The organism is Ruegeria sp. AWH4_226 (assembly GCF_056159225.1).
In genome coordinates this window covers 545380-571360 of the sequence record NZ_JBSWUU010000002.1, presented here as the reverse complement: position 1 = coordinate 571360, position 25981 = coordinate 545380, and the positions used below count along the sequence as shown (strand labels likewise).

Below are 25981 nucleotides of genomic sequence, written 5' to 3'. Positions count from 1 at the left end.
CTTGGAGGTTCGTTCGTGGAAAAGTGCTACGCTGGTCTGCTACGTCCATTGCAGGGGTTATCTGGCCGCGGAGTATGGCAGACTGGATCGATACTTGTGCGCTGGATGACATCGACAAAGAAGACGTAATCTGCTGCGCACTCCGGCGTGCGTGGCCCTGGGCACCCATCCGTTCCGGGTGCGTGACGGAGGAACGAGGCGGCGCTCTAGGGTGCTGGTGCAACAGAGCCGCCGGAGTCTGTCTCCGAAAAATGACGCGGTTGACATAAACTATGCGGGGCCGCCAGAAGTGGATGGATGCTACACGGCCAGCCGTGAAGTTGCCCCAATTGATGCTTTCTGGTCAGTTACCGTCTATGGGTCTGATGGCTTCATGAAAAACGACACAACCATCGTCAACAACCGCGACTTCACCCTGAATGACGATGGATCGTTTTACTGTGGCTGAAACCAACCTGTATATCTCGGACCTCGGCGGAGCGCGAGGTCAACACAATCCGTCATTCGCGGGAATTTTCCTGCCCTGACAACCGGTTTGTCATCACGGAAAACAGAGACGTCTTGTATATCCGATAGAACAAGCGGACTTCCCGTTCACGAGTTGCCGTACCGATCAACGCGGCAGGCTGTCGACCGAACCCGTTCGATCTACATGCGGTTGCCAAGAAAAGACAACGCATGAAACCTTTGGGGGTTGATGCCTTGGACGCCGAGATGAGGCTCCAACAGGATGACTTCGGAAAGAACCTTGCAGGTGGTTCATACCGGAATAAACTCATCGAGAATTGCTGCTCAACTAAAGAACTTACATCGAGGTGAAACGAGCGTAGGTTTATCTATATTGAGCTGTCGTCAAGCACGGCAAGACACTTGAGTTCATGCTTTCGCAGCGTCGAAAAAATCTGCCGCCACCAAATTCGTTGCGCGGATGATCGAATGCATCAGCTCCCAAACAAGGTCGAGCCTGGTGCGACCTTGTTTGGGCTTGGCGCTGTCGGTATGGCCTTGTCTGACGTCAGCACCAATGGGACAGCTTAAGTCGATTTGATAAGAGAGGGTTTCTGAACCAGTCAGGGCGCTATTCCTCAAACGGCGGAGTCCACGTCAATGAAGAATGGTGCAATGAGATCAAAACACGCCCGTCCAGCTTGTGGTACGCAAAGGTGTAATCTGCTCGGGTAGCATTTCCGTCGCGATCCACAAATGTGTAATGACCCATATCCTTGTAGCCAAGCCCGCCCGCTTTGAGGATCGGACCCACGGCGCTTTGGAATTCAACTCTCACCCAGTTGCGCTTAAGGAAACCTGTGTCCTGCGGGTAGTTCGGGTCGCCTCCGACGAAATAGGCCCGAGCGCCTTCTCGGTCCATTCTGATCACATCTGCCAACGTGGGCTTGAACAACAATGGTTCGTCCGCATCACCAAAGTCATACAGATCAAGTAATCGATCAACGTCCTGTTCGGTAACATATTTGACCCAGGCGCGTTGCGCAGCCACAACCTCCGCTTTGGTCATGGACTCAAAATTGCGGTCTGAAATTTTGTTTCCCCCCTTAGCTTCTTAGATCCTGTTGTTGCTTTCGCTCCAGCACCACGATTTGGGGAAGTCACATAGAACATCCGGGGGTCGGCCAGCAACAGATATCTGTGACATCGTAAGTTGCATTACATCCGTCATTCCGTGTTTCGAGACACTTACTTCTACAACAAAGCGGTTATGTCATACGGAATCAGCTTCGGTCAGCGTCTTCGAATTCTCGGGACCCGCAAAGTTAACCAGCAGAGGTCTTTTTGGGCTCCGTTTTGCCATTCGTGAGTATCACGGATCACGGCGAAACTGCCCCGGGGAATGATAAAGCGATCTGTGCTATCGTTGGCTTTAACATCGACCAGCCAACACCATGAATCTTACATACCGCTTGGATGACACCCGCCGCGATGTCGAATATTGGGCGTGCTGGTGGGTCAATGAGTTTTTCCTGATACCTTTCGGTGCCCAGCATAAAATTCTCAACTGACCCTCTTTCGGATATTGAGTGCCTTCGAAGGAAATCGTGAGCGGGCTTTCAACTGATAACAACAGGATACGTTCAACCCGTATTCACAAGACCGCCGACTGTCCTTAGCTTGCAGCAGAGCCGCTTTTTGGTTCAAATAGCCCGACAGGTTTGCGGACTGGTTCAGGCCCGCAGGGTCATTCCTTAGAATAGATGAGTCAGCTGTGTTCGTTCACTAATGATCTGAAATGATCCTCCAGTTTGCGTGTTCCCGATGGCGGCGCGGTCATATTCATCGCACTTGCCGTCAGAAAGAACTGGGCGGGGCCTGCGATACGGCGCGGCGCAATGCGCGGCAATAGGAAAATCGTTAAACGACGCAGGATGTCCGGTAGATGCGTTATGCGGGGATGCTTATCCAAAACTTCGAAGCACAGTTCGGCGAGGTCATTCTGTGTGAAGGTCTCGGGTCCACCGATTTCTGCCCAATCAGCACGCTTTTCAATTGCGTCGAAAACTGCTGCCGCTAGGTCGGCCCCATGGATCGGGTTGATCCTGTGTTTTCCATCTCCGAACAACCAAATGCGTCCTGTCTGTGCCATCTTCAGGAAGTCGCCCATATCGGAAAAGTATCCCGTTGGGGCGATCACGGTTGACTGAAGATGCGATGCCTGGAGTTTGCGCACAAAGGCCGCCTTTGCCGCGACCAGGGGAACATTCTCCATACGATCGGCATTGAGGACATGGATATATGCAAAGCGCGCGATGTTGCAGCGCTTTGCCTCTTCCACAAGATTCACATTGGCCTGATAGTCTACATCCCAATACCCAACGCCGTCGGATTGACGTGTTATGCCCAATGCGGAGACCACCAAATCGATGTCTTCCATTGTCCCCGAAAGGGTTTCGGACCAGGTTGCTTCTGCTTCGACGATCCGGTGGGCAGGCAAGTTGACGTGACTGCTGGATTTTCGAACCAACGCGGTGACATGCCAGCCGCGGTGCTGGTACTCCTTGCAAAGAAAACGACCGAGGTAACCAGTTGCTCCTGCGATGAAGACACGTTTCATTGCTTGGGTCTCCGTGTTCGTGACTAGCGCTGAAGTGGATCGATTGAGAACGTCCAAAGCGGAGAGAATATCAAGCAGCGTTTTTGTTGCTCTGGCAATCCGACATCTTTTCTCAAGTGGTCCGATCCGTGGTAGGGAGTGGGCAGCTCGGGATGAGCTGCCCCCGTGAGGAGTTGGTAAAGCGCGTTGAACCGACGCGCGCGAATGCGAACGATCTCAGCCATGATGCGTGTCCTTATCCGACAATGCGGTGGCCGCGGCCGCGCATGCATTCGGTAACGATGGCTTCCCGCCGCTCACTGGCGTCCACAGCGCCAGCTGCACCTCCGGCGAGTGCGCCTACGACGGCTCCACCCAACGCGTCGCCGTCATTATCGACCTCGCCAAGAACGGCGCCAGCCCCGGCACCCAAGGCAGTAGCTCTAAGGGTTTTCTGATCAAGCTGGTCCTGATTGCGGGCGAGCGATTGGCAGGCGGCAAGATCCGATTGGAAAGCCGCCGTAGGCTGTCCGTCCAGGATGGGTTGGTAATTTGCCCCACTGTCGGCGCATGCAGCGACGACCAGAACGGCGGGTAGAACGATCAGATGTCTCATGAGTGAGATCCTTTTCAACAGTTTTGCCGCTGCGAATGCCGCATAACTCGAGCAACGCATCAGCGATGTAAAAAGGGGTAGGGGTGTCTGCCGCCTCTTGCGACCGGACAGGCTGGCCCGCACGTTCGAACAAGCTGGGCGGGACCGGTCGCGATTTTAGTATATAAATTTCAGTTGTTTATTCTGGTGCGAATTGTGTCGGCAAAGCTGATCAGCCAGCGCAACTGATCGTTCAATCAACGTCTACGGCTTATGGGTTGCCCGCCATTGCGAGGGGGTTTGACCGGTCACCTTCTTGAAGCTGGTGTTGAATGTCGACTTTGCGTTGAAGCCAACAGTCTCGCTAATCTCGATAATGGTGTCATTGCTTTGGATCAGCAATTCACAGGCATCTCGAATACGGCATTGGTTGACATAATCGTAAAAGGACATGCCGACTTTGGTGTTAAGCACTTCTGACAAGTGAATTGGCGGAATCGCGATCTCGGACGCAAGGCTGCGCAGGTTTAGCCCGTGGTCGCGCCAAAGCTGTCCGTCCGCCATGCGTTTGTCCAACCTTGCCGCATAGCGTTCCACGTCTGCCTCAGTGAGGCCGGACCTTGCGTAGCGAGATGTCGACTGATCTTGCATATCAGTGATCTCTTTTTGGGGTGTTTGTTCAATCACAGGCCCGGTCCACCCTGGTAAAGGTGGATTGGCGCGCAAGGCGAAGATGCCAAAAGAAACCGGCAATGCCACATCGAAGAGCAATGACCAAACACCGGCTCGCAGGGAATGATGACCCAGCAGTTGTAATATTTCATCGATGATGACGATCAGCGCGATGGTCAAAATCGTTGCGACCAAGGCGTCGAGCCAGCGCAGCGTTTTACCTTCGAGATCGGAAAATACGTCTCGGATATTCCGTTTGTGCAGGATCAGCCGCCGAATGCAGATTGTGCCGTAGACAATCAGGATAAGGACCCAAACGATCCAGAACGCTGTCTCTCCAGTGTTGATGAGGGTCATGTGCCGGTCTGAAATTGCGCCCTCAACAAGGCCGACCCGCACATCTCCCGGTAAGATCAGAGTTGGGGCCAGGCAAAGAAATCCAGCAACAAATGGGAGGAGATGGAAAAGATCGGTGCGATCCACTTTGGGGACTGCACTCGTCAAGGCGCGTACATAAAAATACATCGCCACCATAAAACCGGGGATGATCACGTCATTCCACCGGTAGAACGCCGCGGGACCCTCGAAAGCATCCGAGTAAGCAAATGAATTCAGACCGTCGCAAATGTTGACGGCAAAAAACGCGATCATCGCCCAGATATGCATCCGTGGCTGCGGTGTCTCACGCAAGCGCAACAACAGCCCCAACAGCACAAAGACAGAGACGGCCAGCGCACCGGCCAAGCCAAGATGTTCCCAATAGAGCTCTTCGTGAATTTCCATAGTATTGCGACCTCAGTTGAGGCCTTTTCTAACGATTGCTTGGGAAATTCAATGCAGCCGCTTTACGTCAGCCTGTCGCAAGGTTCGAAAGCCGCATGCCACCCGCGTGTCTATTGTTCGAACCGGACTGGCATCAGATGATCGGGGCAATAGCTGCCGGTCCAGGGACGCTACGCATGGATAAGCTGGAAGCGGGCATTGAGAAAGCTGCGTTTCCCGTTTTAGACATCAAAGCCCGTGGAAAGATGCAATACCGCGGCGCTAGTGGGCGGCGTCTTGTTGCCACCTTCCGAACAGAATTGTACTCGGTCTACGACGTTGTGGCCGACGACCTCCAACTCGCCTTGCGCAGCGGTCATTTGGAGAAACACGCGGCTCGTGATCCCTGCAGAGAACGTGGACGAAGACATTAATGCATAGATCAATGTACCAGCCGGAAGCGCACCGGGCAGTTCGGTCATACCGCGATATGTCGTCGTATAGTCTCCCCCGCTGATGCAGGGTCTGAATTGCGTCAACGCATCCGGTATCTTGATGTTCCCGGTCCTGTTGTTCCGTGCGTTCAAGGCTTCGTCGTATTCGGTATGTGACCAGAGAATGTACTGACAACCGTCGACCAGGAAGGTCCCAATACGCAGGCGCGGCAATGCGCCCGTTGCTCGTGAGACTTTTACGTTTGGGACGACTTCGACCAAAAGTGGCACTGAAAGTGTAGACGCCCGTGCTGGCCTTGATGTGCCATTCCGATTTGGCGCTCAGAATGCCTTTTTATTGAATGTGGCGGGCACCGGAAATCGGGTCGAATAACAACGTGCGTTCCATGCTGACACCAAAGCGGAACGCATCCACGCCCTCGGTCGCGGTGCCGGTCGGCACCTCGGCGACGAGCCTTTCATTGCCCAATCGAAGCGTCACATAACTGCGCGGACCGGTTGGCTGAATGACGTCGATCATGCCCTTTAGACTGTTCGCGTTGCCTTGGGTCGTGACGTGTTCGGGCCGTACACCCCAGTGATAGTCGCCATCCGGCAGCCCGGCGAAGTTGGGGCAGTCAATCTGTTGACCATCTGCCAGAATGAGCCGAGTTCCGCTGTTTCCCAGCTTTACCGGGATCAGGTTTATTGCTGGTGAGCCCAAGAACTGCGCGACAAAAGTGTTTGCCGGATTGTTAAAAAGCTCCAGCGGCGGCCCCTCTTGCTCTATCACCCCATCGCGCATCAGAACCACCCGGTCTGCAAGTGTCATGGCTTCGATCTGGTCATGGGTGACATAGACAAAGGTACGGCCAACCGTTTTGTGCAATAACTTAATTTCCTCACGCATTCCGTCGCGCAGCTTGGCATCCAGGTTCGAGAGTGGCTCGTCAAAGAGATAGAGATCGGCCTCGCGGACAATAGCACGGCCAATGGCCACCCGCTGGCGTTGACCTCCCGACAGGGCCCGCGGATACCGGTCGAGATAGTCCTCGAGATGCAAAAGCGACGCGGCCCATTGCACTTTTTGCTGAATCACATCCTCAGGCATTTTACGGGCGCGCATGCCGAAGGCGATGTTTTCGAACACGGTCAGATAGGGGTAGAGCGCATAGGACTGAAACACCATGGCGATATTCCTGTCCTTAGGTGGCAGCGGTGTGATCGATCGATCACCCAAGCGAATATCGCCATCCGATACATCCTCAAGCCCGGCGATGGAGCGCAGAAGCGTGGATTTTCCACATCCTGATGGCCCGACCAGAACGACGAACTCGCCGACCGGGACATTCAGCGACACGTTGTTGATGGCGCGAGTAGCGCCGTAATACTTGGACACGTGATCGATTGTGAGTTCTGGCATTCCTTATCCCTTTACAGCCCCCATGGACATGCCGCGCACGATAAAGCGCTGCATGGTGCCGACAACGACGAACATGGGCAGAACGCCAAGCATGCTCATGGCCCCGATCTTGGACCAGAAGGTGGCCTGCGCCCCGAAATACCCGGTGACCTGCACCGGATAGGTGACGACCTCGGATCGGGTCAGCACCAGCGCGAACAAGAAGTCGTTCCACGCAAAGATGAAGGTGAAGACGGCAGTGGCAAAAAACCCGGCCCGCGCCATCGGCATCACCACCTTGACCAGGACCTGCCAGCGCGACAGACCGTCAACCAGCGCCGACTGTTCCAGCTCCAACGGGATTTCCTGAATATAGCCGCGCATCATCCAGACCACATATGGCAGATTGAACGCGGTATAGAGCAAGATCAGGCCGAAATAGGTATCAACCAGCTTGAGTGACACGAACAGAAGGAAAATCGGGAATGCGACACAGATCGGCGGTATCATACGCTGGCTGATGATCCAGATCGCCAGATTGTCTCCACCGGTTTTGAACCGCGTGATGGAATAGGCCGCAGCGGTCCCGATGATCATCGCCGCCACGGTGCTGACGCCTGCGGTCACAAGGCTGTTGAAGATGGTCCAGACATCCCCATCGCGGAAGAGGGCGGCGTAGCCTTGGAATTGCGGGGATGCTGGCACCCAGACCGGAGGGTAGGCAAAAATCTCTTCCGGTGATTTCACCGAGATAGCTGCAAGCCAATAGATCGGGAAGAAGAAGACGACGGCAATGGCAATGGCTATCGTGATGCGCATTTTGCGGCGGGTGGGCGTCTCGCGGCGGCTCATCGTGCAATCTCAACGCGGCGCAATGCGAACAGGACCAGGAGCGTCAGGATAAATATGACGAGAAAGGCCAGCGCAGAGGAATAGCTGATTTCAAACTCCCGAAATGCCATCTGGTAGGCATAGATCGAGATCGTTTCGGTCCGGGTGCCAGGGCCGCCCTGCGTCATGGTCCAGATCACATCGAAGATGCGGAACAAATCCAACCCGCGGATCAGCACGGCAATCACGACAACAGGCAGGATCGCGGGCAGGATGATCCGGCGAAACTTCATCCAAGGACCTGCGCCGTCAATTTCGGCGGCTTCCAGTTGTTCGCGGTCGAGATTTGACAGTGCGGCCATGAGGATCAGGAACAGGAACGGTGTCCATTGCCAAACCTCAGCCACCAAAATAGCGGGCCAAACAAATTCGGGCTCAACAGTCCAAAGAATCTCGACATCGCGTCCCGCAAACCACGAGATGATCTGGTTGATCGGGCCAAACCGCTGGTCGAACATAAGCCGCCATGTGGCACCCGCAACGATAGGTGAAATGACAGTGGGCAGAAGGATGATGGCAATCAATGTGCGTCGAAATGGCAAATCTTCGAGGAACAGAAGCGCCATGAGATAACCCAGAACCAGTTCTATTGGCAGCGCGACAATCGTAAAGACCAGCGTTCGCAAAAGCGCACTCCAAAGTCTGCCATCGTCGAACAGCCGCTGGTAATTGACGAAGCCCTGAAAACTCGTGTCCCTGCCGAACATGGAGATGTCCTGAAAGCTGGTAATCGCCAGTTTGACAAACGGGTAAAGGCCGATCAGCAAAATCACGAAGACCGCCGGCATGATCAGTGCATATTTGAAACGGGCGTCGCTGGTCATGGATCTTGGCCGTGTGATTGGCCGGGCCGCGTGCGTCGCGCGGCCCGGCGGTTGCACTTAATTGTCAGGATAGGCGTTGGGTTTTGAGGCCCAATCGGTATAAGCGCGCTTTTGCTTGTCAACTCCAATCCGTTCGGTGAGTTCGTCCCACTGCGCGGCCAATTCATCAAGGATGGTCTGGGGGTCATCACCTGCCCAAAGACGGCTGATGGCCTGGCGCAAACCTTCCTCGTAGCGGTCAGTCTGGATCAGCGAGAGGTCCAGCAGACCGGTTTCGGCGCCCGCTTTTAGTGTGTCCAGATACTCCGGCGCAGTGGGCCAGCGGCTGCGGTACTCTTCGCTCTCGAAATGACTGGCGCGGAACGGGTCACGCAAGGCATAGGGCAACTGAACACGCTGAAGGCTGATGTCCTCGCTGTTCATCCATTGAATGAACAGATATGCCGCCTCTTTGTTCTTTGAATCCGAGGCTACGGACAGGGAGAAGCCGACCGCAAGCTCTGGCTTGCCACCCGGTGGCAGAGCATAGCCGATCTTATCCGCCACCTTGGTTTCCGGGATCCAGTTCAGTGCTTCGGTTCCCTTGCCGTATCCGGCGGCCCAGCGACCGACTGGAGGCCAGGAAATGGTCATGGCAATGTCACCTGACAGGAACGCGTTGAACGCTTCGATAAAGCCCCACTGCTCGACCCCTGCGGGCATCCACTTGTTTTCCTCAAGCATTTCGTTGAAGACGCGCACAGCGACCTCGGAATTGATCGTCGCCTTCATGGTGTCGGCGTCGAAGAACTTGCCGCCTTCAACCCGGAACCGTTCTTGGAACAGGTATTGAGCGCCGCCGGGTTGGCGCAGCATTCCGGCCCCGTGCAGATCCGGTGCATATTTATCGGTAAAAAACTGCCCGATTTCCGAAAACTCTTTCCAGGTCTTTGGCGGTGCCAGGTCATAACCATGCTTCGCCTTAAATTCTGCCTGATTGTCGGCGTCCTCGAACAGGTCGCGGCGATAATAAAGGATCAGGACGTCGCCATCATCGGGAAATCCGAAAATCTGTCCTTCCACTTTCATCTGGTTGTCGCGATAGACCGGGGCGATCTGGTCCAATTCGGCGCGGAAACCGTATTTGTCGACATACGCGTCCAGCGGCTCCAAAGCTCCGGCAAGCGCAAGGTCGGGCATCTGGTTCGGAATGACGTTTAAAACGTCATAGGCACCGGATCCGGCCATGTGAGCCTGCATGGTCTTGGTGAAAATCTGGTCGACTGGCGACTCGATCACGTTGATCTTGATCCCTGTCAATTCTTCCCAAAGGGGGCCGGTGAAATTTTTAGGGTCAAGCGGTTGCAGCCCGGCTTCGTAAAGCACGTTCAATGTGGTGCCAGAGTATTGCTTGGCGGCCTCGACCGCCACCTCTGCCGCGCTTTGCGCAGTTGCGGTGCCTGACATAGCCGCCACAGCACCAAGAGTCGCCAGCGCGGAACGTATGAAATTTTTCTTCATTGTCTCCTCCCAAGACTTTTGTCGAAAGTTGTTGGTCGTTTTGATTGGTTCCTATCAAGTTGTTCCTGTTGTCTCTTCAGTGCGCGCCAGGACTGTTTCCCAGTTGGCAAGCGATGTCTTGATTGCGTGTTTGATCTGATGCAGTGAAAGCCGGTCACCGGTGCGGATCGGATCGCCATATCCCGGCCTGCGAAGTCGCAAAGGCAGCTCTAGTGTGGTCGCCACATTCGGGGCGTTCCGTGCAACCGAGCGGGCAATTGCAGAATAATCCAGGTCGCCCTCGCCAATCCCAGTGAACTCCCAACCATTGCCGGTGTCGCGCATGTCTTTCAGATGTGCGTGTCCGGTTACAGGTGCGGCAGTTTCGAAATCGTCCTCGGGGCGGAGTTCACCGCCGCTATAGGTGTGAATATTCCCAAAGTCATAGTTCAGCAGCAGATTGGGACTATCGATCTCGCGGATAAGGCGCGCACCATCACCCCCGTTGCCGATCAAGTCGTTTTGGCCATGCCCCGGATTTTCCAAGGCGATGACAACGTCTGCGTCCTTGGCCTGTTCAAGTGCAGCAGTTATGCAGGCGCGAAACGCAGCGTCCTGCGCACGTGTCGTGCTGTTGGTGATCAGGAACCTCGCGCCAATCGTGGCGGCATAGTCGACCCGGCGTGCCAACATTTCTCGGGCGTCTGGCGCGGCCAAATCGATATGCGCAGATACCGCGCCAGCTATCAGCCCACGAGATGTCAGCAGGTTATTCATTGACTTTGCAGAGGCGCGCGAAAAAGTTGCTTCGTCGAAATCAACATAACCCGCGATGAAAGCCGGCTCGACTGACCGAATGCCCATTTCGGCAAGCGTGTCGAAGGCAACCTCCATCGGGTAGCCATCAAACACGACAGTCGAAACGCCGACCGACCCCATGATGTCAGCCGCGCACGATCAGTTCGGCGGCCTCTTTGACCTTTTTCGGGTCAAGCGCAGCGCGCCATTCGTCTTTCACGACAATGCTCTTGGCGAATTCCATCAGCCGCAGCGCAGCGTCTGAAGGTACCTTGGGTGCAAAACCGAACCACATGGCGATTTCAACGTTCAGATGGCCGATCATGAAGTCAAATGCCGCCTGTCGGTCAATGTCGTACTTGTTGGCGCACTCATCAACTGCCTCGACCATGATGTCGATGAAGGGCATGGCCACCATCTCGCTGAGGCCGGGTTCAAGGATGGCCAACTGTTCAAGTGTCACACGATGGGTGCGGATGACCGGCGACCACATGACCTCACAGATTTCGCGGCCAAGGTCATAATCTTCCTCGGGTCCCTGCATCAAGGCGCAGACAATGGCCTGCTCGGCGACGCCGCCGTGATAGTCCCGGCGCGCATCCCACTCGGTTTCTTCGTTAAAAAGCGGCGGGTGGCAGGGGTGGCCGATGAAATAAGTGATGTCGGCCCGCTCCGGCAGAACGCCAGCATAGGGGGCAGCCGCATCAAGTATAAGGACCATCGCGCCAGATTTGATTTTAGGTACAATGTCCTTTGAAACTTTGCCGATCACGGAGTCAGGCAGAGCCAAAACGACCACATCAACGGTAGTGATCCAGTCGTCGCCATCCACGACGGGGATCTTTGCGTCTTTAAGCCGGTCGCGACCTTCTTCGCCGATCTCGATTGCCGATAGGTCATACCCTGCATCGAACACCTTCTTGGTGATCCGGAATCCCATTTTGCCACCGGCACCGAGTATGGCGATTTTCTTGGTCATTTTGTTTCGTCCCCTGTGTCGTAGCGTTTTCGCTGGAATTATCAGCTAATATACTTATCATACCAGATGATGTCTGTATCGCCACACTTTTCTTTCGCACACCGTCTCGGCAATAGATTTCAGCGGAGAAGCAGGGTAACTGCGCTACGTCTTGGAAGATTAGAGTGTACTGGGGCATCTTTTAGAAACGCGGTAGCCGAGCCTTTTTGGCCAGGAAAGTGGTAAGCAGTCATATGCAGTCATCCGGAAAAACAGAGCCGATTCGCCGTCGAAAGTTGGCGGATGAGGTGCGGGAACGTATTCTTTCAAGCATTGACGAAGAGGGGATGGAGCCGGGTGACGCATTGCCCTCCGAGCGTGAGCTTATGTCTTTGTATGGTGTTGGCCGTCCCGCGATCCGCGAGGCGATGCAGTCTTTGCAGGCCATGGGTCTGATTGTTGTACGTCACGGAGAGCGGCCTCGTATCGCACAACCGACTTTGGAGCCCCTATTTGAGCAGCTCGCGCTGACGATGCACCATGTTCTGGCCCATTCCGAAGCCACGATGACTCACTTGAAGGAGGTCCGTTTGATCCTGGAGGTCAGGAATGCGCGGGTCGCCGCGGAACGGCGCAGCCAAAAAGACATTGAAGACCTCACTGAACTTGTAGCGAAGGCCAGCGAAACTGCTGAAAATGTGCCCGAATTCCTTAGCCTCGACGAGAAGTTCCACGAGCGCGTTGCGGAAATCGGCGGAAATCCCATTCTGACAGCTGCATCTTCTTCCATGTTTCAGTGGCTGCGGCGTTTTCATATCGACATGGTGCGTGTTCCCGGGCTTGAGCGGCTGACAATGCAGGAACATGAAGCGCTGCTTGAAGCCATACGAGATGGTGACGTTGACCTGGCGGGGCAGCGAATGGCGGACCATCTAAACAGGGCTAATGTTTTGTATCAAAAGGCTAATCTTTACTAGGATAGGTGACAAGTCAGGCTCGTGTGCTGATTTTTTTGTTGAACTGGTATAATGACTATAACATAATATTAGATATGTCGATTCTCGGGGAGGGGACTGACGTTATGATGGAAGCGCACGAAAACGACCGGTCAGAACCGCGAGACGGTCAGGACGTGCAGCTTGGAATGGTCACTTTCCAAACGCTTCCCAATGGTTTGCGCGGCTTCAGCGTCGACGGGGTTGAGCTGGTCCGAAGCGTCGAATTTCTGGCCCGTGACGCATCCTGGGCAACGGCAGAGCTGGAGTACTCTGAATGGATAACAAGCCGCGAGGATGACCGGTTTGTTCTGAGTTTCCGGTTTTTGTCGATGGATGGCGGCCTCAGTGGCTCTGTTGTTTTTGAAGTCGGGCCCGGAGGGATGACCGCAAGCCTTGAGGCGACAGCGCTAAGGCCCCTGCAGGTTAATCGTGTTGGGTTCGTATTGCTGTCCCCGTTGCATGGCGTGGTCGGTGCCCCGTTGCGTGTCACACATTCAAACGGCCAAACCGAGGTCACGAAGTTTCCAGAAGCAGTGATGCCCTCACAACCCGCGACGGACATTGCAGCGATGGAGCATCAGGTTGGCGGTCATCTCGTCAATATCGCGTTTTCAGGTGACTGCTTCGAAATGGAAGATCAGCGGAATTGGACCGATGCATCTTTCAAAACCTACTCGCGTCCCTTGTCTTTGGGATTTCCATACCGGATCGAGCCGGGCGAGGTACTCCGTCAGAGTGTGACCGTCGCGATTGGGGCGGCGGACAATCCCTCTGCGGCCACGGTGAAGCCGACCGGTCGCATCATGTCGATCCCAAAGGTGAGTGTCGTAGGCGAAACCTGTTGGGACGCTGAAAGCGACGCAAAAACAGTTCTGGGCGCGCTTGCACCCGACAGCGTGATTTGGCGGGTCGAAAAGGGTCAGGTTCAGTTGCCCAAATGTCCATTGGGCGCGACGGCGTTTGATCTTGAGCTTGTTCTACCCGAAACCGGCCACGACGCTTTTCTGCGCGAAGTGGCTGACGTCATTCAGGCGCACGAGACTTCCGTGCGGCGGGTTACAGCGCTTCCAAAAGCCTATCTTGCAAGCTACCAACCCGATGGCATCTGGCCTGACGGTCTGTCGCCCGAAACGGCGGCTAGTTTGACGCGCGAGGTCTTCCCGGATGCGGAAATCGGCTTGGGAATGCTGACGAATTTCACCGAGTTGAATCGCTACCGTCCAAAGGGTGTTGAGGGCGATTTTCTGACCCATTCGACGACCGCCATAGTCCATGCCGCGGATGATCTGTCTGTCATGCAGACGCTCGAAGCCTTGCCACAGGTTTTTGAAAGCGCAAAGAAAATCGCTGGTGATATGCCGCTCCGTGTCGGGTTGTCGTCCATCGGCATGCGGACGAATCCGTATGGCGCCGCTGTGGTTCCCAACCCGAGTGGTCGCCTGATTGCAATGGCGCAGGAGGACCCGCGCCAATGGACCCGATTTGGCGCGGCTTTTGCACTGGGGGCGTATGAGGTAGCGGCGCAAGCCGGTGTCGCTTCGATTGCACTGGCCGGATTGTCTGGTCCCTTCGGTGTGACGCGCAAAACTGAAAAGTGTCGTGAATACAGCCCGTTGTATCATTTGTTGTCCTTCCTGCCCTGGCGCGCTGAGCGTGCCGCAGATGTGCCCGGTACGTTACCTCCTGACGTTCGGGTCATCTGTGCAGGGGGGCGCTGTGTGATGGCCAATTGTGGGCAGACCGACGTTACGTTGCCACTAAACGGACCGGGTCAGATGTGGCTCTTGAACGACGCCACGGAGGCCGAAGCGCGGATGCAGGCGGATTGGCATTCATTGGCGGTGCGTCAGCCGGTGTCGGATATACGGTTGGCGCCGTACGACTTGGTTTTCTTGGAATTGGAGGTTCCGCTTTGACCGCGTTTACCGGAGTTTTGGTGGGGTGCGGATTCTTCGCTCAGAACCACCTGCACGCATGGGCTGGCATCGAAGGCGCGGATATTGTCGCGGTATGCGATTTGGATGAGGGCAAGGCCCGAGAAACTGCGCACAAATTCGAAGTTCCGCAATGGTTTACGGATGTCGAGGCGATGCTCGACCGCATCAAACCATCTTTCGTGGACATCGCGACTGCGCCCCCGACGCATCTTGCCGTCACCCAAAAGGCCGTAGAAAAAGCATCGCTTGTGATTTGCCAAAAGCCCATGGCGGAAACCCAGGCGGACGCCCGGGCCATGGTCGAAGCTGCAGAAGCTGCAGGGTCAACACTTATGGTGCACGAGAATTTCCGCTGGCAGCGGGCGTTCGTGGAAATGAAACGCCATATTGATGCCGGGGCGATTGGTACTCCGCACTACGCGCATATCCGGTTCCGCCATGGCTTTGACATTTACGCCAACCAACCCTATCTGGCCAAGGTTTCGCGCCTCGCGCTGATGGATGTCGGGGTCCATGTTTACGATCTGGCCCGCTTTCTGATGGGGGATGTTGCCTCATTGGATTGCGCGACGCAGCGCCTCAATCCCAGTGTGACCGGCGAGGATGCGTTCTCGACTCTGCTGCGGCATGAGGGCGGGGGCGTTTCGCTGGTCGAGGCAAGCTTCCATTCCGTCGAAAGCCCCGATCCTTTCCCGCAAACGGCGACGCGCGTCGAAGGCCCCGAGGGAACGTTGCGGCTGGAGAACGGGTATCGTTTGATCCTTGAGCGGCGCGATGGCTCGCGGGTCTTCGACGTTGAGCCGGAAGTGCCGGCATGGGGAGAAAAACCCTGGCATGCGGTTCAAGACAGCGTGATCAATTTTCAACGGCACGTGGTTGAAGTTCTGCGCGGACAGGCGCTGCCGCAACCCTCTGGCACCGACAATCTCAAGACGTTGGAGCTTGCATTGGCGTCCTACGACTCCGCTGCACGGGCCGCGGTCATCGACATGTCCAGCTATGAAGAGGTGTCGGAATGACCGAACGCTTTCAGGCCGACTACCTGATCGAAACAGCCGTACCGTTGGATCAAGCTGCTGAGTCGATGGCGGGTGAGCAATCATCTGGTACCTTTGTCCGTGTTCCCGGCGAAACCTCTGAGCTGCGGATGCGCGCCGGAGCGCGGGTTGAGCGGATTGAAGAGTTGGATCCTGTTGAGCACCCATCTTTGCCCGGCGCGGTGCGCAAGGACGGTGCCGCTGTTCGGCGTGCCTTGGTGACCGTGTCTTGGCCAATTGAAAATATTGGTCCGTCGCTGCCGAACCTGATTGCAACCGTAGCAGGTAACCTATTTGAATTAAGTGCCTTTTCTGGCCTCAGGTTACTTGATATCCGTCTGCCCCGATCTTTCGCCAACGCCTATTCTGGCCCGAAATTCGGTGTGTCCGGGACGCGTGATCTGACTGCGGTGGCGACTGGTCCGATCATTGGCACCATCATCAAGCCAAGCGTTGGGCTCGGGCCGTCGGACACCGCCGAGTTTGTTGACGAGTTATGCAAAGCCGGGATCGATTTCATCAAGGATGACGAGTTGCAGTCTGATGGTCCGAACTGCCCGTTTGACGACCGGGCAAAGGCCGTCATGAATGTCATAAACCGTCACGCCGACCGCACCGGCAAAAAGGTCATGTTCGCCTTTAACCTGACCGGAGAGGTGGACGAGATGCGACGGCGGCATGATCTCGTGCGCGAGTTGGGCGGCACCTGCGTCATGGTCAGTTTGAACTCGGTTGGCATGAGTGGGTTTCTGGCCTTGTCACGCCATTCCCAATTGCCGATCCATGCGCACCGGAATGGTTGGGGTGCGCTGTCGCGGCATCCGGTTTTGGGCTGGTCTTATCCCGCGTGGGCCAAATTGTGGCGGCTTGCCGGGGCGGATCATTGCCACGTCAACGGGCTGGCAAACAAGTTCTGTGAAGAGGATGAGAGTGTCATTGCCTCGGCTCGCGACTGCCTTACACCCATGTTCGACGACAAACCTTGCATCGCCATGCCGGTCTTCTCGTCTGGGCAGACGCCGAAACAGGCACCGGACACATTGGCAGCACTCGGATCGGCGGACCTGATCCATGCGGCGGGCGGCGGAATTGTCGCCCACCCCGACGGGATGGCGGCAGGTGTTGCAGCCTTCCGCGAGGCATGGGATGCGGCCATGGCTGGCGAAACGCTGTCGGATCGCGCATCCCGATCGCCCGCGCTGGCACGCGCGTTGGAGACTTCGCGGGTATGAGCGTGAACCGACCCATACTGGCCTGGTATGGCGACGACTTCACGGGCTCTGCTGTGGTGGCTGAAATTCTCGACGGATATGGCCTGGAGTCTGTGCTGTTCACCGAACTACCCGGCAAAGATCTTCTGGACCGGTTTCAAGGGGTCGCCGCGATTGGCATTGCCGGAAGCGCCCGATCGCAGTCACCGGACTGGATGGACCGGGAGTTGCCGAAAATTTTTGATTGGCTGCAGAATCTTGAGCCAGAGATCATTCAATTCAAGGTTTGCTCGACGATGGATTCCTCGCCCGAAATCGGCTCGATTGGGCGCGCTATTGAGATCGGGGCACGCGTCACGGGGAAGGTGCTGACCCCGGTTATGTTTGCATCCCCAGAATTCCGCAGGTACCAGGCGTTTGGGCATCTGTTCGCGTCAGACCGCAGCGGCGTGGTTCGCATCGACCGGCATGACACAATGTCTCGGCATCCATCGACCCCCATCGGTGACAGTGACACGCGGCGCCACCTCTCTGCCCAGACTGAGCTGGGTCTTGGATTGGTATCGCTAGAGGATATTCGGTCGCCTGACGGTCCCGGTGCGGCGTTCCGGCGCGAGCTTGACGCGGGGCGGCCCGTCGTGTCAGTCGATGTGATCGACGCAGAGACCGAGAAACACATCGCCGCTGCAATTTGGGATCTACGCCCAAAGATAGGCATCGCATTTGGTAGTCAAGGATTGTCCAACGGCCTCGCTGCACATTGGCGCGACCTTGGGCTGTGTTCGGCTCGAAAAGTCAAAGACCTGGGACCAGCCGAAAGACCAGTAGTTGTCGTTTCCGGGTCGCAGTCCCCGCAAAGCGCCGCGCAGATCGCACATGCCGAAGCTGCGGGGTTTGGCACGGTTGCAGTGAATTCGCCCGACATTGCCGCAGGTCGCGCCAAGGCCGCCGAGGATGCGGCCGTTCTTGCAGCCTTGGTCCAGATTGAGGCTGGCAGGGATGTCATCTTGCACGCAGCAAACGGCCCGTCAGACGCGCGGATCAGCGCGTTTCGCGAGGCCGCCACTGAGACCGGGCTTTCTTTGTCCGAAGCCCGGATCGCCCTAGCACGGGTCATGGGGCGCATCCTTGCGCGCCTCGTGGACGCTCAGAAACTGACACGGGTCGGTATTGCCGGGGGCGACACGTCGAGCCATGCCACGACGGCGCTGGGGATCGCTGCATTGACACCGCGGTTCCCGCTTGCCGGTGGCGCGGCGTTGCACACAGGCCACTTTGCGGATCCTGACCGCGAACCGATTCATATCATGCTCAAGGGCGGACAGATGGGTCCGACGGACCTCTATGAACGTCTGCGCCTGGGCAGCTTGGCGACATCGGAAAAAGGAGAGCTTACAGCCACACTCACATGAGAACCTGGCGCCATGCGATGCCGGGAAAAGACGCCTTTGCGCGTTGAAAACGGAGCCATCAGGTTCCAACCAACATAGGGAGAAGACCATTGAAAAAGAATGCTTTAGCAATTGCAGCAACCGCTGCGGCAATGGGGCTTGCAGCGCCGGCTTCGGCGGCAAATATCTGTTTCGCTTTTCAAGACCTGGAAACTGAGTTCTGGGTTGCGGGACACACCGCGATCACGAGAACTCTGGCCGAGAAAGGCCACACCGTCATTGAGCGTAACGCTAATGAAGATGCGAACCGGCAGCTTGAGCAGGTCCGCGACTGTATCGCCCAAGGCGTCGATGGGATCATCATTATTCCGCAGGACGGTGAAAGTGCTGTCACCATTGTCAAGGAAGCTCAGGACAACGATGTGCCTATCGCGGTCTTCAATCGCCCACCGTCCGACCTGTCGCGCGGCATTGTTGTCGTGGCCGACAACGCGTCCATTGCCGATCAGGCGGTTGAATATCTTGCGCAAAGGGCGATTGCAGAGAACCCCGGTGAGAAGCTGACCCCACTGATTATCGTTGGTGATCTTGGCGACCCCAACGCAGTTGGTCGCAAAAATGGGTTTTACAATGCCATCAACCGTCATGGCGATGCGTTTAACACCCCAATCGAAGTTGCATCGGAATGGGATGCCGCGACCGCACTTGCCAACCTTGAAGCGGCCGTGACCGCGAACCCCAACATCGACCTGTTGTTCACCTCGTCCGATTTCCTGTTCCCGACCATCCGTTCGGTATTCGAGCCACGCGGTATGTGGAAGAAGAGAGGGGAAGAGGGGCATGTCCTGATGGGTGGTCTCGATGGTGACGCAACTGCCTGTAAACTGATCAAAGAGGGGTATGTCGACGCAACAGGAGTACAGGACCTGTTTTTCGAAGCTGAGGCCGCGCTGGACGCCATTCTGAAGGCTATCGAGGCCGAAGAAGCACAACCCAACCAAGTGATCGAGGATCCGGGCTTTGCGTTGACGGCCGACAATATCGACGAGCGCGAAATGGATATGTGGGGATGCGTCCTTCTCGCTGACGGCTTCTTGGACAATTAAGCTCAGAACCGGGGTTAGTGGCGGTTACGACCGCCCGCCCAAAAGACACTTGGGGCGGGAGCAATGACGACTATGACAACCAGATACGGTTTCGACTTGCGACGAGCTGAAGTTGCTAATCGGGTCAAGGGACTCTTTCTGTCCGACTATTTTGTGCTTTACCTGTCGATGGCCTATTTCCTGATGTTGGTGCCGTTCCTGCCGACGCTGTCGAACCCGGCCAATATCTCGAATGTCCTTTCCAACATGTGGCCCTTGCTAGTGGTTGCCGTGGGCCAGACTTTTGTTCTGACAGTCGCCGGGATCGACCTGAGCCAGGGGGCTGTAATCGGATTTACATCCGTTGTGCTGGCGATCCTTGCTGCCACCACCGCGTCGCCGGACGTACTGAGCAACGCGCCAGTATGGGGCGTGTTCATTGACGAGTCCGGCGGCCTGTTCAATGGGCAGGCCGGAGCACTTTCGTTGGCACTGATCTGCATGGTGATGGCCGGTGTGTTTATCGGTTTTCTAAACGGCGCGGCCATCGCATTTTTTCGTATGCCGCCGTTCATGGTCACGCTTGTGGCGATGATGACCGTGTCGGCCTTTGCCATTTACCTGACCCAGTCCGAAAACATCCGGAACCTGCCCGAGGCCTATGTCAAGCTTGGTAAAGGCGATATCGTGTCGGTCTATTTCGGGCCGCAGGAAACCAGCAAGATACCAAGGCGTCAGATTTACTCGTTTATCACCTATCCAATGGTGATCGCTGTGACCCTGTCCATCGTGGCACACATCCTGCTTTCGCGCACGGTATTTGGCAAACAGGTCTTTGCCATCGGGTCCAACCGCAAGGCGGCCGAAATATCGGGTGTTCCGGTGCGGCGCATCATCATCATGGTATTCATGATCTCGGCGTTTTGCGCCACCATCGGAGCAATCCTCTACTCTGCGCGGCTCGAGGCCGGACGACCCACATTAGGTGAAGGCACGTTCCTTCTTGATGTAATCGGCGCGACGGTGATCGGCGGCACCAGCCTTTTCGGCGGAAAGGGCAAGGTTTTGTGGACCGTGTTCGGGGTGCTGTTTTTTGTGCTGTTGTCCAACACACTTAACCTGATGAACCTGTCTTCCTTTCATATCGACATGGTGAAGGGCGGGGTCATCCTTGTGGCTGCGCTGTTGGACGTGTTGCGAACCAAGATCATGCGGGAGCAGTCAACATGAGCGTGCTTCTCGAGCTGAAAAACCTCCGCAAGGAATACTTTGGAGTTCCCGCCGTTTCCGGCATGAACCTGAAAATCCGCAGGGGCGAGGTGCTTGGCCTCATTGGTGAAAACGGGGCAGGCAAGTCCACCCTTATGAACATGATTGGCGGGGTCGTCTCGGCAACATCCGGCAATATGGAGTGGTGTGGCGAGAGCTATAGGCCCAATGGCGCCAGTGATGCCACGCGGTGTGGGATCGCCTTTATCCATCAGGAGTTGAACCTGTTCACCAACCTGACTGTCGCCGAAAACATATTCATCGACGGGTTTCCCACGAAATTCGGGATGATCGATCGCCGCGCAATTCGAGACCGATCCAGTGACTTGTTGAAGCAACTGAACCTGGATGCCCGTCCCGAAACCAAGATCGACAACCTGGCCCCCGGTGAACGGCAGATCGTCGAGATCGCCAAGGCACTTCATTCCGACGCGGAGCTTATCATTTTTGACGAGCCGACGACGTCGCTTACCCCGCGCGAAACCGCCCGGTTGTTCGACACGATGCGGGCGCTGAAAGCGGCAGGAAAGACGATCATCTATATCAGCCACATCCTATCTGATGTGCAGGCAATGTGTGACAGGGTTGCTGTCCTGCGCGACGGAAATCTTGTTGCAGAGGGCCCGATTTCTGAATTCGGCATCCCCGAAATGATCCGCGCCATGATCGGCCGCGAGTTGGGCGGCCTGTTCCCGGACCGGACTGCGCCGCCGTCCGAAGACGTTTTGTTCGAAGCGACGGGCCTTTCCCAACCCGGTATCATCGAGGATGTTTCCTTCTCGATCAGGCGAGGAGAAATCCTTGGTCTGTTCGGGTTGATGGGATCGGGCCGCAGCGAGTTGGCACGTATCATCTCAGGCTTGGATCCGGTGGAACGTGGGGAAATGCGTCTCAACAACCAGGTGCTGGAAGGCGGTATTCGATCCCGTATCGCGCAAGGGCTTGCCTTTGTAACCGAGGACCGGCGCGAAGAAGGGTTGATGATGGATGCGGCCATTTCGGACAACTTGAGCCTTGTTTCAGTCGAGACATTTGGGCGTGCGCCTGTCGGCTTACTGGACCGGGCGAAGCTGAAGACAGATGTGGAGCGAATGCGTGACGAAGTCCGCGTCAAGGCGGGTGACATTCATGTCCAGCCGGTGCGGGCATTGTCGGGTGGCAACCAGCAGAAAGTCGTCATCGGAAAATGGCTGATGAGCCAACCGGGTATGTTCATCCTTGATGAACCAACGCGCGGCGTGGATGTCGGCGCCAAATACGAAATCTACTCGCTTGCCGACACGATGGCCGCCGAGGGGGACTCGATCCTCTTCATCTCGTCAGAGTTGGAAGAACTGATAGGCATGTGTGATCGGATTGTGGTCATGAACCGCGGTGAGATCATGGGAGAATTTGACCGGAGCTCTTTTGTGGAAAGCGCCATTCTGGCAATGGCATTCGGAGAAGTCAGCCAATGAACAAGAATACAAATGAACTGGTGTTAGACTTTCTCTCGCGCCACGGCACCGTGGTCATGTTTGTTTTTTTGCTTCTGGCCTTTGGACTGAACGCGCCGACATTCCTAGGGCCTGAAAACCTTGGAAATGTGGTGAAACAGGCATCGTTCATCGGCATAGCCGCAATTGGAATGGTCTTTGTCCTTTTGACTGCCGGGATCGATTTGTCGGTTGGGTCGGCGATGTATCTTGGACCGTTGATTGCAGGCTTTGCCATGCGTGATCTTGGCGTTGGCGTTACCGGCGGTTTGATTACAGCTGTGCTTGCAGGAATTGTGATCGGCTCGATCAACGCCTTTTTCATAGTCGTTCTGCGTATCATTCCGTTCATCGTGACCCTTTCGACGCTTTTCTTTTTCCGGGGCTTTGGCGCATGGCTCACGTCTTCACGGCAGTTCGACTTCTCGGAAGACCTAAGAGCGTTTGGCCTATCCAAGGTGTTTGGCGTTCCCATGCCCATCTTGGTTTTCGCCGCAGTGGCCCTTCTGGCGCATGTCGTTTTGTCGAAAACGACATTTGGACGGCAGGTCTATGCCTTTGGCAACGATCCAGAGTCAGCACGCAAAGCCGGGATCAATACACGCAAGATTCAGGCATCGGTTTACATCATTTGTTCGACCTGTGCGTCACTTGCCGGTTTTGTGTTGATCGCCCAGATCGGCCGTTTGGATGCCGGGTTCGGTGAAGGGCGTGAATTTGATGTGATTGCGGCTGCAGTCCTTGGTGGTGCAAGTCTGTTCGGGGGCATTGGATCGATGTGGAGTGCCGTCGTCGGCGCGACGATGATTCAGGTCGTCAAATCGGGTTTGGTCTTTGCAGGCATCAATTTGTACCTGCAACCCATCCTTCAAGGTTTGATCATTTTTGTTGCGGTCTTCTTTGACTCGCTTCGTGAACTGCGCCTTGAAAGCTTGAAAAAACGGTTCATCCGTCCGATTGGTTAAGCTGAAAAACAGCAGTACCAACTTCTCGATTGAGCAGTAGGCGTGTCGCGGCTGGTTTGGCCGCAGAATGGAAACGAAAGTGGCGGCAAATTCCGTACGCACACGAACGCTTGATGAATAGAACCATATTTATCCCATTGTACCGCGAAGACAGTGTGCTCATGTGATGGTCCAATGGCGACGGAGTAAAACGGTACGAGTCACCCCACCGTCACGGCGCAGGTTTTTGGGCCGTCAGTTTATGCGGGCATCGAAGGTGCAAGGTCGATCTGCATCGACACCGCAATTGAACAGGATCAGCAATTCATCAAAATGTGTGCGCGCGCGCGATGCTCGGCTTCAAAAGCTTCGCTTGAGCAACTTTTGCTCGCATCGCTACTTTTTATTTGACCGAAAAAGGGCAGTTTGGACTCAAGAAAATTGGGCCCGTTAATTTGCAAAGAGCGCGGACAAATCAAACCAACCAGAGCGATAGCTTCGGTCAACGCCAGATTTTGCGACGGACCCTTAGCAAGTCCTTGAAGTTTGAGTATGGTGTTGTTCAGCATATCCTGCAATCGACGCGTCAGATATGCTGGTAACCAATGTCACACGGCTGTTGTGGAAAGTGTACAAAACCGCGTTGGCCAACACACTTGAAAGGTGACCCATGTCTTTTTCCAACCGTTCCTCTATTTCGCGTCGCCAGTTTCTTGCCACGACGGCCGCCGGCACTGCGGCGATCACCCTGCATCCGTTCTCAGCTGCTGCAGCAAACAATCAAGCGCATCTGCGGATCATGGAAACCACAGACATACACGTCCATGTCTTCCCTTATGATTACTACGCTGACAAACCTCGTGACACGGTTGGCCTTTCGCGTACTGCCTCGATCATCAATGAAATCCGGTCTGAGGCGACGAATTCTCTCTTGGTCGACAATGGTGATTTCTTGCAGGGCAATCCGATGGGGGACTACATTGCCTATGAGCGTGGCATGAAAGACGGGGACAGCCACCCAATTATCACCGCATTCAACACGGTCGGCTATGATGCCGCAACTCTTGGCAATCATGAGTTCAACTATGGGTTGGAGTTTCTGGACAAGGCTTTGGCCGGGGCTGAGTTCCCCGTTGTTTTGGCAAATGTCGCAAAAGAAAAGGGCGCGAACCCTCGCGACGACAAGACGCTCGTGCAGCCTTACGTCATTCTCGATCGCGCAATCGAAATGGGCGATGGCACAAAGCATCCAATCAAGATTGGCGTCATCGGCTTCACTCCGCCACAGATCATGAACTGGGACCGCAAGCATCTGGACGGTAATGTCGAAACACGGGATATCGTCGAAACCGCGCAAGCCTATGTGCCTGAGATGAAGGAACAGGGGTGTGACCTGATCATCGCCCTGTCGCATTCGGGGATCGGTGGTGCGGACCATGAAGAGGGTATGGAAAACGCGTCGGTCGTTCTGGCCGGTGTCGACGGGATCGATGCGCTGGTCACGGGTCACAATCACCTCGTCTTCCCGTCGCCTACATTTGCAGATCGCCCCGGGATTGATGTGGAGAACGGCACACTAATGGGCAAACCTGCCGTAATGGGCGGCTTCTGGGGGTCGCACCTTGGCTTGTTAGACCTGCTATTGGAAAGGGACGGAAATGAATGGCGCGTGGTGACCACGACGTCCGAGGCGCGACCGATTTCAAAACGCAACGAAGACCGCTCGATCACTGCTTTGGTCGGAGACGATCAAAAGGTTCTCGACTCGGTTGCCAAAGAACACGACGAAACACTGGCCTATGTGCGGCGCGCTGTCGGCAAGACATCTGCCCCCTTGCACAGCTATTTCGCGCTGGTCGCGGATGACCCCTCTGTGCAGATCGTATCCATTGCACAAAAATGGTATATCGAAGAGATGCTGAAAGGCACCGAGCACGAAGGACTGCCTATTCTGTCTGCGGCAGCGCCCTTCAAAGCCGGCGGTCGCGGTGGGCCGGACTACTATACCGATGTTCCGGTTGGGGACGTTGCCATCAAGAACGTGGCAGACCTTTATCTTTACCCGAACACGGTCCGTGCAGTGCGCGTGAACGGTGCCCAAGTGCGTGGATGGCTGGAACGGTCTGCCGGTATGTTCAATCAGGTCGAGGCAGGATCGAAAGACGCGATCCTCCTCAATCCGGAATTCCCGTCCTACAATTTTGACGTGATGGACGGTGTGACCTATCAGATCGATCTGTCCCAGCCTTCCCGCTTTGGCCCCAAAGGTGAAGAGGTCAACCCCGATGCGGCCCGGATCGTGAACCTTGCCTTCAATGGTGAGCCGGTCACAGATGACATGGAGTTCATCATCGCCACCAACAATTATCGCGCATCAGGCGGCGGCTCATTCCCCGGTGCATTGGGCGATACAATTGTATTTGAGGCACCGGACACCAACCGCGACGTCATCGTGCGGTATATTGTTGAGCAGGGAACGATTGATCCAAAGGCAGATGCAAACTGGTCTTTTGCGCCACTTGAAGACACGACCGTGTTGTTCGAGACTGGCCCGAAGGCACGCGACTACATAGATGACGTCAAAGGTGTTTCGATTGAGGATGCCGGCGAAGGCAAAGACGGTTTTGCGGCTTTCCGTATCAATCTCTGATCCAACCTTTTTGCTTCATTGCAGGGACAGTTGGTTTGTTGGCAGTGGGTGCATCAGGCTGATGCAGCCCGCTTGTCTGACCCGTTGTGACGGAGTTTGCCTTTGAACAACGGGTCCGCGATG

The 25981-nt window shown here is 55.7% G+C and carries 24 protein-coding genes; 11 read left to right on the top strand and 13 right to left on the bottom strand.

Annotated elements, in window-relative coordinates; all coding sequences use genetic code 11:
- The first annotated feature begins 211 nt into the window (after positions 1 to 211).
- Positions 212 to 448 (top strand): hypothetical protein, encoded by a 237-nt coding sequence (locus ACXAET_RS18020; RefSeq protein ID WP_475188198.1) that lies wholly within the window; start codon positions 212 to 214, stop codon positions 446 to 448.
- Between the two features lie 630 nt (positions 449 to 1078).
- Here ACXAET_RS18020 and ACXAET_RS18015 read toward each other — a convergent pair.
- The 12 genes from ACXAET_RS18015 to ACXAET_RS17960 all read right to left on the bottom strand — a co-directional run bounded on the left by ACXAET_RS18015 (position 1079) and on the right by ACXAET_RS17960 (position 11882).
- A complete protein-coding gene (locus ACXAET_RS18015; RefSeq protein ID WP_475188193.1) occupies positions 1079 to 1516 on the bottom strand; it encodes a phosphoribosyl-AMP cyclohydrolase in 438 nt (145 codons plus the stop codon).
- A gap of 699 nt (positions 1517 to 2215) precedes the next feature.
- Positions 2216 to 3067, bottom strand: a complete 852-nt coding sequence (locus tag ACXAET_RS18010; protein ID WP_475188189.1) for an SDR family oxidoreductase — start codon at positions 3065 to 3067, stop codon at positions 2216 to 2218.
- A gap of 23 nt (positions 3068 to 3090) precedes the next feature.
- The gene (locus ACXAET_RS18005) at positions 3091 to 3291 is read right to left on the bottom strand and encodes a hypothetical protein (RefSeq protein ID WP_475188185.1); all 201 of its coding nucleotides are present in this window, start codon (positions 3289 to 3291) and stop codon (positions 3091 to 3093) included.
- An 11-nt stretch (positions 3292 to 3302) separates the two neighbouring features.
- On the bottom strand, positions 3303 to 3662 hold the full coding sequence (locus ACXAET_RS18000) for a glycine zipper family protein (RefSeq protein ID WP_475188183.1): 360 nt from the start codon (positions 3660 to 3662) through the stop codon (positions 3303 to 3305).
- A 243-nt stretch (positions 3663 to 3905) separates the two neighbouring features.
- On the bottom strand, positions 3906 to 5096 hold the full coding sequence (locus tag ACXAET_RS17995; RefSeq protein ID WP_475188180.1) for a helix-turn-helix domain-containing protein: 1191 nt from the start codon (positions 5094 to 5096) through the stop codon (positions 3906 to 3908).
- Positions 5097 to 5317: 221 nt separating this feature from the next.
- Positions 5318 to 5800, bottom strand: a complete 483-nt coding sequence (locus tag ACXAET_RS17990) for a hypothetical protein (RefSeq protein ID WP_475188178.1) — start codon at positions 5798 to 5800, stop codon at positions 5318 to 5320.
- Positions 5801 to 5864: 64 nt separating this feature from the next.
- Positions 5865 to 6932, bottom strand: a complete 1068-nt coding sequence (locus ACXAET_RS17985) for an ABC transporter ATP-binding protein (RefSeq protein ID WP_475188175.1) — start codon at positions 6930 to 6932, stop codon at positions 5865 to 5867.
- Positions 6933 to 6935: 3 nt separating this feature from the next.
- On the bottom strand, positions 6936 to 7763 hold the full coding sequence (locus ACXAET_RS17980) for a carbohydrate ABC transporter permease (RefSeq protein WP_475188170.1): 828 nt from the start codon (positions 7761 to 7763) through the stop codon (positions 6936 to 6938).
- Positions 7760 to 8626, bottom strand: a complete 867-nt coding sequence (locus tag ACXAET_RS17975; protein ID WP_475188166.1) for a carbohydrate ABC transporter permease — start codon at positions 8624 to 8626, stop codon at positions 7760 to 7762. The genes ACXAET_RS17980 and ACXAET_RS17975 overlap by 4 nt, the downstream gene beginning before the upstream one ends.
- Positions 8627 to 8683: 57 nt before the next feature.
- Positions 8684 to 10126, bottom strand: a complete 1443-nt coding sequence (locus ACXAET_RS17970; RefSeq protein ID WP_475188162.1) for an ABC transporter substrate-binding protein — start codon at positions 10124 to 10126, stop codon at positions 8684 to 8686.
- Between the two features lie 54 nt (positions 10127 to 10180).
- The gene (locus ACXAET_RS17965) at positions 10181 to 11044 is read right to left on the bottom strand and encodes a sugar phosphate isomerase/epimerase family protein (protein WP_475188160.1); all 864 of its coding nucleotides are present in this window, start codon (positions 11042 to 11044) and stop codon (positions 10181 to 10183) included.
- 4 nt (positions 11045 to 11048) lie between these two features.
- Complete coding sequence (locus ACXAET_RS17960; protein WP_475188156.1) at positions 11049 to 11882, bottom strand: phosphogluconate dehydrogenase C-terminal domain-containing protein; 834 nt, start codon at positions 11880 to 11882, stop codon at positions 11049 to 11051.
- 233 nt (positions 11883 to 12115) lie between these two features.
- Between ACXAET_RS17960 and nanR the strand changes: the two genes are divergently transcribed.
- From nanR to ACXAET_RS17915, 9 genes are all read left to right on the top strand, one after another.
- Entirely contained in the window at positions 12116 to 12838 is a 723-nt protein-coding gene (gene nanR, locus ACXAET_RS17955) for a transcriptional regulator NanR (protein ID WP_475188151.1), read from the top strand.
- A 104-nt stretch (positions 12839 to 12942) separates the two neighbouring features.
- Positions 12943 to 14775 carry a D-apionate lactonase family protein gene (locus ACXAET_RS17950; RefSeq protein WP_475188146.1) on the top strand — a complete coding sequence of 611 codons (1833 nt, stop codon included), beginning with the start codon at positions 12943 to 12945 and terminating at the stop codon, positions 14773 to 14775.
- A complete protein-coding gene (locus ACXAET_RS17945; RefSeq protein ID WP_475188140.1) occupies positions 14772 to 15815 on the top strand; it encodes a Gfo/Idh/MocA family protein in 1044 nt (347 codons plus the stop codon). Before ACXAET_RS17950 ends, ACXAET_RS17945 begins: the two co-directional genes overlap by 4 nt.
- On the top strand, positions 15812 to 17065 hold the full coding sequence (locus ACXAET_RS17940) for a ribulose-bisphosphate carboxylase large subunit family protein (protein WP_475188136.1): 1254 nt from the start codon (positions 15812 to 15814) through the stop codon (positions 17063 to 17065). The genes ACXAET_RS17945 and ACXAET_RS17940 overlap by 4 nt, the downstream gene beginning before the upstream one ends.
- Entirely contained in the window at positions 17062 to 18456 is a 1395-nt protein-coding gene (locus ACXAET_RS17935) for a four-carbon acid sugar kinase family protein (protein ID WP_475188131.1), read from the top strand. The genes ACXAET_RS17940 and ACXAET_RS17935 overlap by 4 nt, the downstream gene beginning before the upstream one ends.
- 89 nt (positions 18457 to 18545) lie before the next feature.
- The gene (locus tag ACXAET_RS17930; RefSeq protein ID WP_475188126.1) at positions 18546 to 19541 is read left to right on the top strand and encodes a sugar ABC transporter substrate-binding protein; all 996 of its coding nucleotides are present in this window, start codon (positions 18546 to 18548) and stop codon (positions 19539 to 19541) included.
- A 63-nt stretch (positions 19542 to 19604) separates the two neighbouring features.
- A complete protein-coding gene (locus ACXAET_RS17925; protein WP_475188124.1) occupies positions 19605 to 20750 on the top strand; it encodes an ABC transporter permease in 1146 nt (381 codons plus the stop codon).
- On the top strand, positions 20747 to 22246 hold the full coding sequence (locus tag ACXAET_RS17920; RefSeq protein ID WP_475188122.1) for a sugar ABC transporter ATP-binding protein: 1500 nt from the start codon (positions 20747 to 20749) through the stop codon (positions 22244 to 22246). Before ACXAET_RS17925 ends, ACXAET_RS17920 begins: the two co-directional genes overlap by 4 nt.
- Complete coding sequence (locus ACXAET_RS17915) at positions 22243 to 23229, top strand: ABC transporter permease (protein WP_475188119.1); 987 nt, start codon at positions 22243 to 22245, stop codon at positions 23227 to 23229. Before ACXAET_RS17920 ends, ACXAET_RS17915 begins: the two co-directional genes overlap by 4 nt.
- 296 nt (positions 23230 to 23525) lie before the next feature.
- On the opposite strand, the gene ACXAET_RS17910 is transcribed toward ACXAET_RS17915, so the two are convergent.
- Positions 23526 to 23786, bottom strand: coding sequence for a hypothetical protein (locus tag ACXAET_RS17910; protein ID WP_475188118.1), 261 nt, complete (start codon positions 23784 to 23786; stop codon positions 23526 to 23528).
- Between the two features lie 92 nt (positions 23787 to 23878).
- Here ACXAET_RS17910 and ACXAET_RS17905 point away from each other — a divergent pair, with 92 nt between their 5' ends.
- A complete protein-coding gene (locus ACXAET_RS17905) occupies positions 23879 to 25858 on the top strand; it encodes a bifunctional 2',3'-cyclic-nucleotide 2'-phosphodiesterase/3'-nucleotidase (protein WP_475188116.1) in 1980 nt (659 codons plus the stop codon).
- Positions 25859 to 25981: the final 123 nt, after the last annotated feature.

Coding starts and splice junctions, on each gene's coding strand:
- ACXAET_RS18015 (WP_475188193.1), bottom strand. CDS start 1,516: ATGACCAAAGCGGAGGTTGTGGCTGCGCAACGCGCCTGGGTCAAATAT.
- ACXAET_RS18010 (WP_475188189.1), bottom strand. CDS start 3,067: ATGAAACGTGTCTTCATCGCAGGAGCAACTGGTTACCTCGGTCGTTTT.
- ACXAET_RS18005 (WP_475188185.1), bottom strand. CDS start 3,291: ATGGCTGAGATCGTTCGCATTCGCGCGCGTCGGTTCAACGCGCTTTAC.
- ACXAET_RS18000 (WP_475188183.1), bottom strand. CDS start 3,662: ATGAGACATCTGATCGTTCTACCCGCCGTTCTGGTCGTCGCTGCATGC.
- ACXAET_RS17995 (WP_475188180.1), bottom strand. CDS start 5,096: ATGGAAATTCACGAAGAGCTCTATTGGGAACATCTTGGCTTGGCCGGT.
- ACXAET_RS17985 (WP_475188175.1), bottom strand. CDS start 6,932: ATGCCAGAACTCACAATCGATCACGTGTCCAAGTATTACGGCGCTACT.
- ACXAET_RS17980 (WP_475188170.1), bottom strand. CDS start 7,763: ATGAGCCGCCGCGAGACGCCCACCCGCCGCAAAATGCGCATCACGATA.
- ACXAET_RS17975 (WP_475188166.1), bottom strand. CDS start 8,626: ATGACCAGCGACGCCCGTTTCAAATATGCACTGATCATGCCGGCGGTC.
- ACXAET_RS17970 (WP_475188162.1), bottom strand. CDS start 10,126: ATGAAGAAAAATTTCATACGTTCCGCGCTGGCGACTCTTGGTGCTGTG.
- ACXAET_RS17965 (WP_475188160.1), bottom strand. CDS start 11,044: ATGGGGTCGGTCGGCGTTTCGACTGTCGTGTTTGATGGCTACCCGATG.
- ACXAET_RS17960 (WP_475188156.1), bottom strand. CDS start 11,882: ATGACCAAGAAAATCGCCATACTCGGTGCCGGTGGCAAAATGGGATTC.
- nanR (WP_475188151.1), top strand. CDS start 12,116: ATGCAGTCATCCGGAAAAACAGAGCCGATTCGCCGTCGAAAGTTGGCG.
- ACXAET_RS17950 (WP_475188146.1), top strand. CDS start 12,943: ATGATGGAAGCGCACGAAAACGACCGGTCAGAACCGCGAGACGGTCAG.
- ACXAET_RS17940 (WP_475188136.1), top strand. CDS start 15,812: ATGACCGAACGCTTTCAGGCCGACTACCTGATCGAAACAGCCGTACCG.
- ACXAET_RS17935 (WP_475188131.1), top strand. CDS start 17,062: ATGAGCGTGAACCGACCCATACTGGCCTGGTATGGCGACGACTTCACG.
- ACXAET_RS17925 (WP_475188124.1), top strand. CDS start 19,605: ATGACGACTATGACAACCAGATACGGTTTCGACTTGCGACGAGCTGAA.
- ACXAET_RS17920 (WP_475188122.1), top strand. CDS start 20,747: ATGAGCGTGCTTCTCGAGCTGAAAAACCTCCGCAAGGAATACTTTGGA.
- ACXAET_RS17915 (WP_475188119.1), top strand. CDS start 22,243: ATGAACAAGAATACAAATGAACTGGTGTTAGACTTTCTCTCGCGCCAC.
- ACXAET_RS17905 (WP_475188116.1), top strand. CDS start 23,879: ATGTCTTTTTCCAACCGTTCCTCTATTTCGCGTCGCCAGTTTCTTGCC.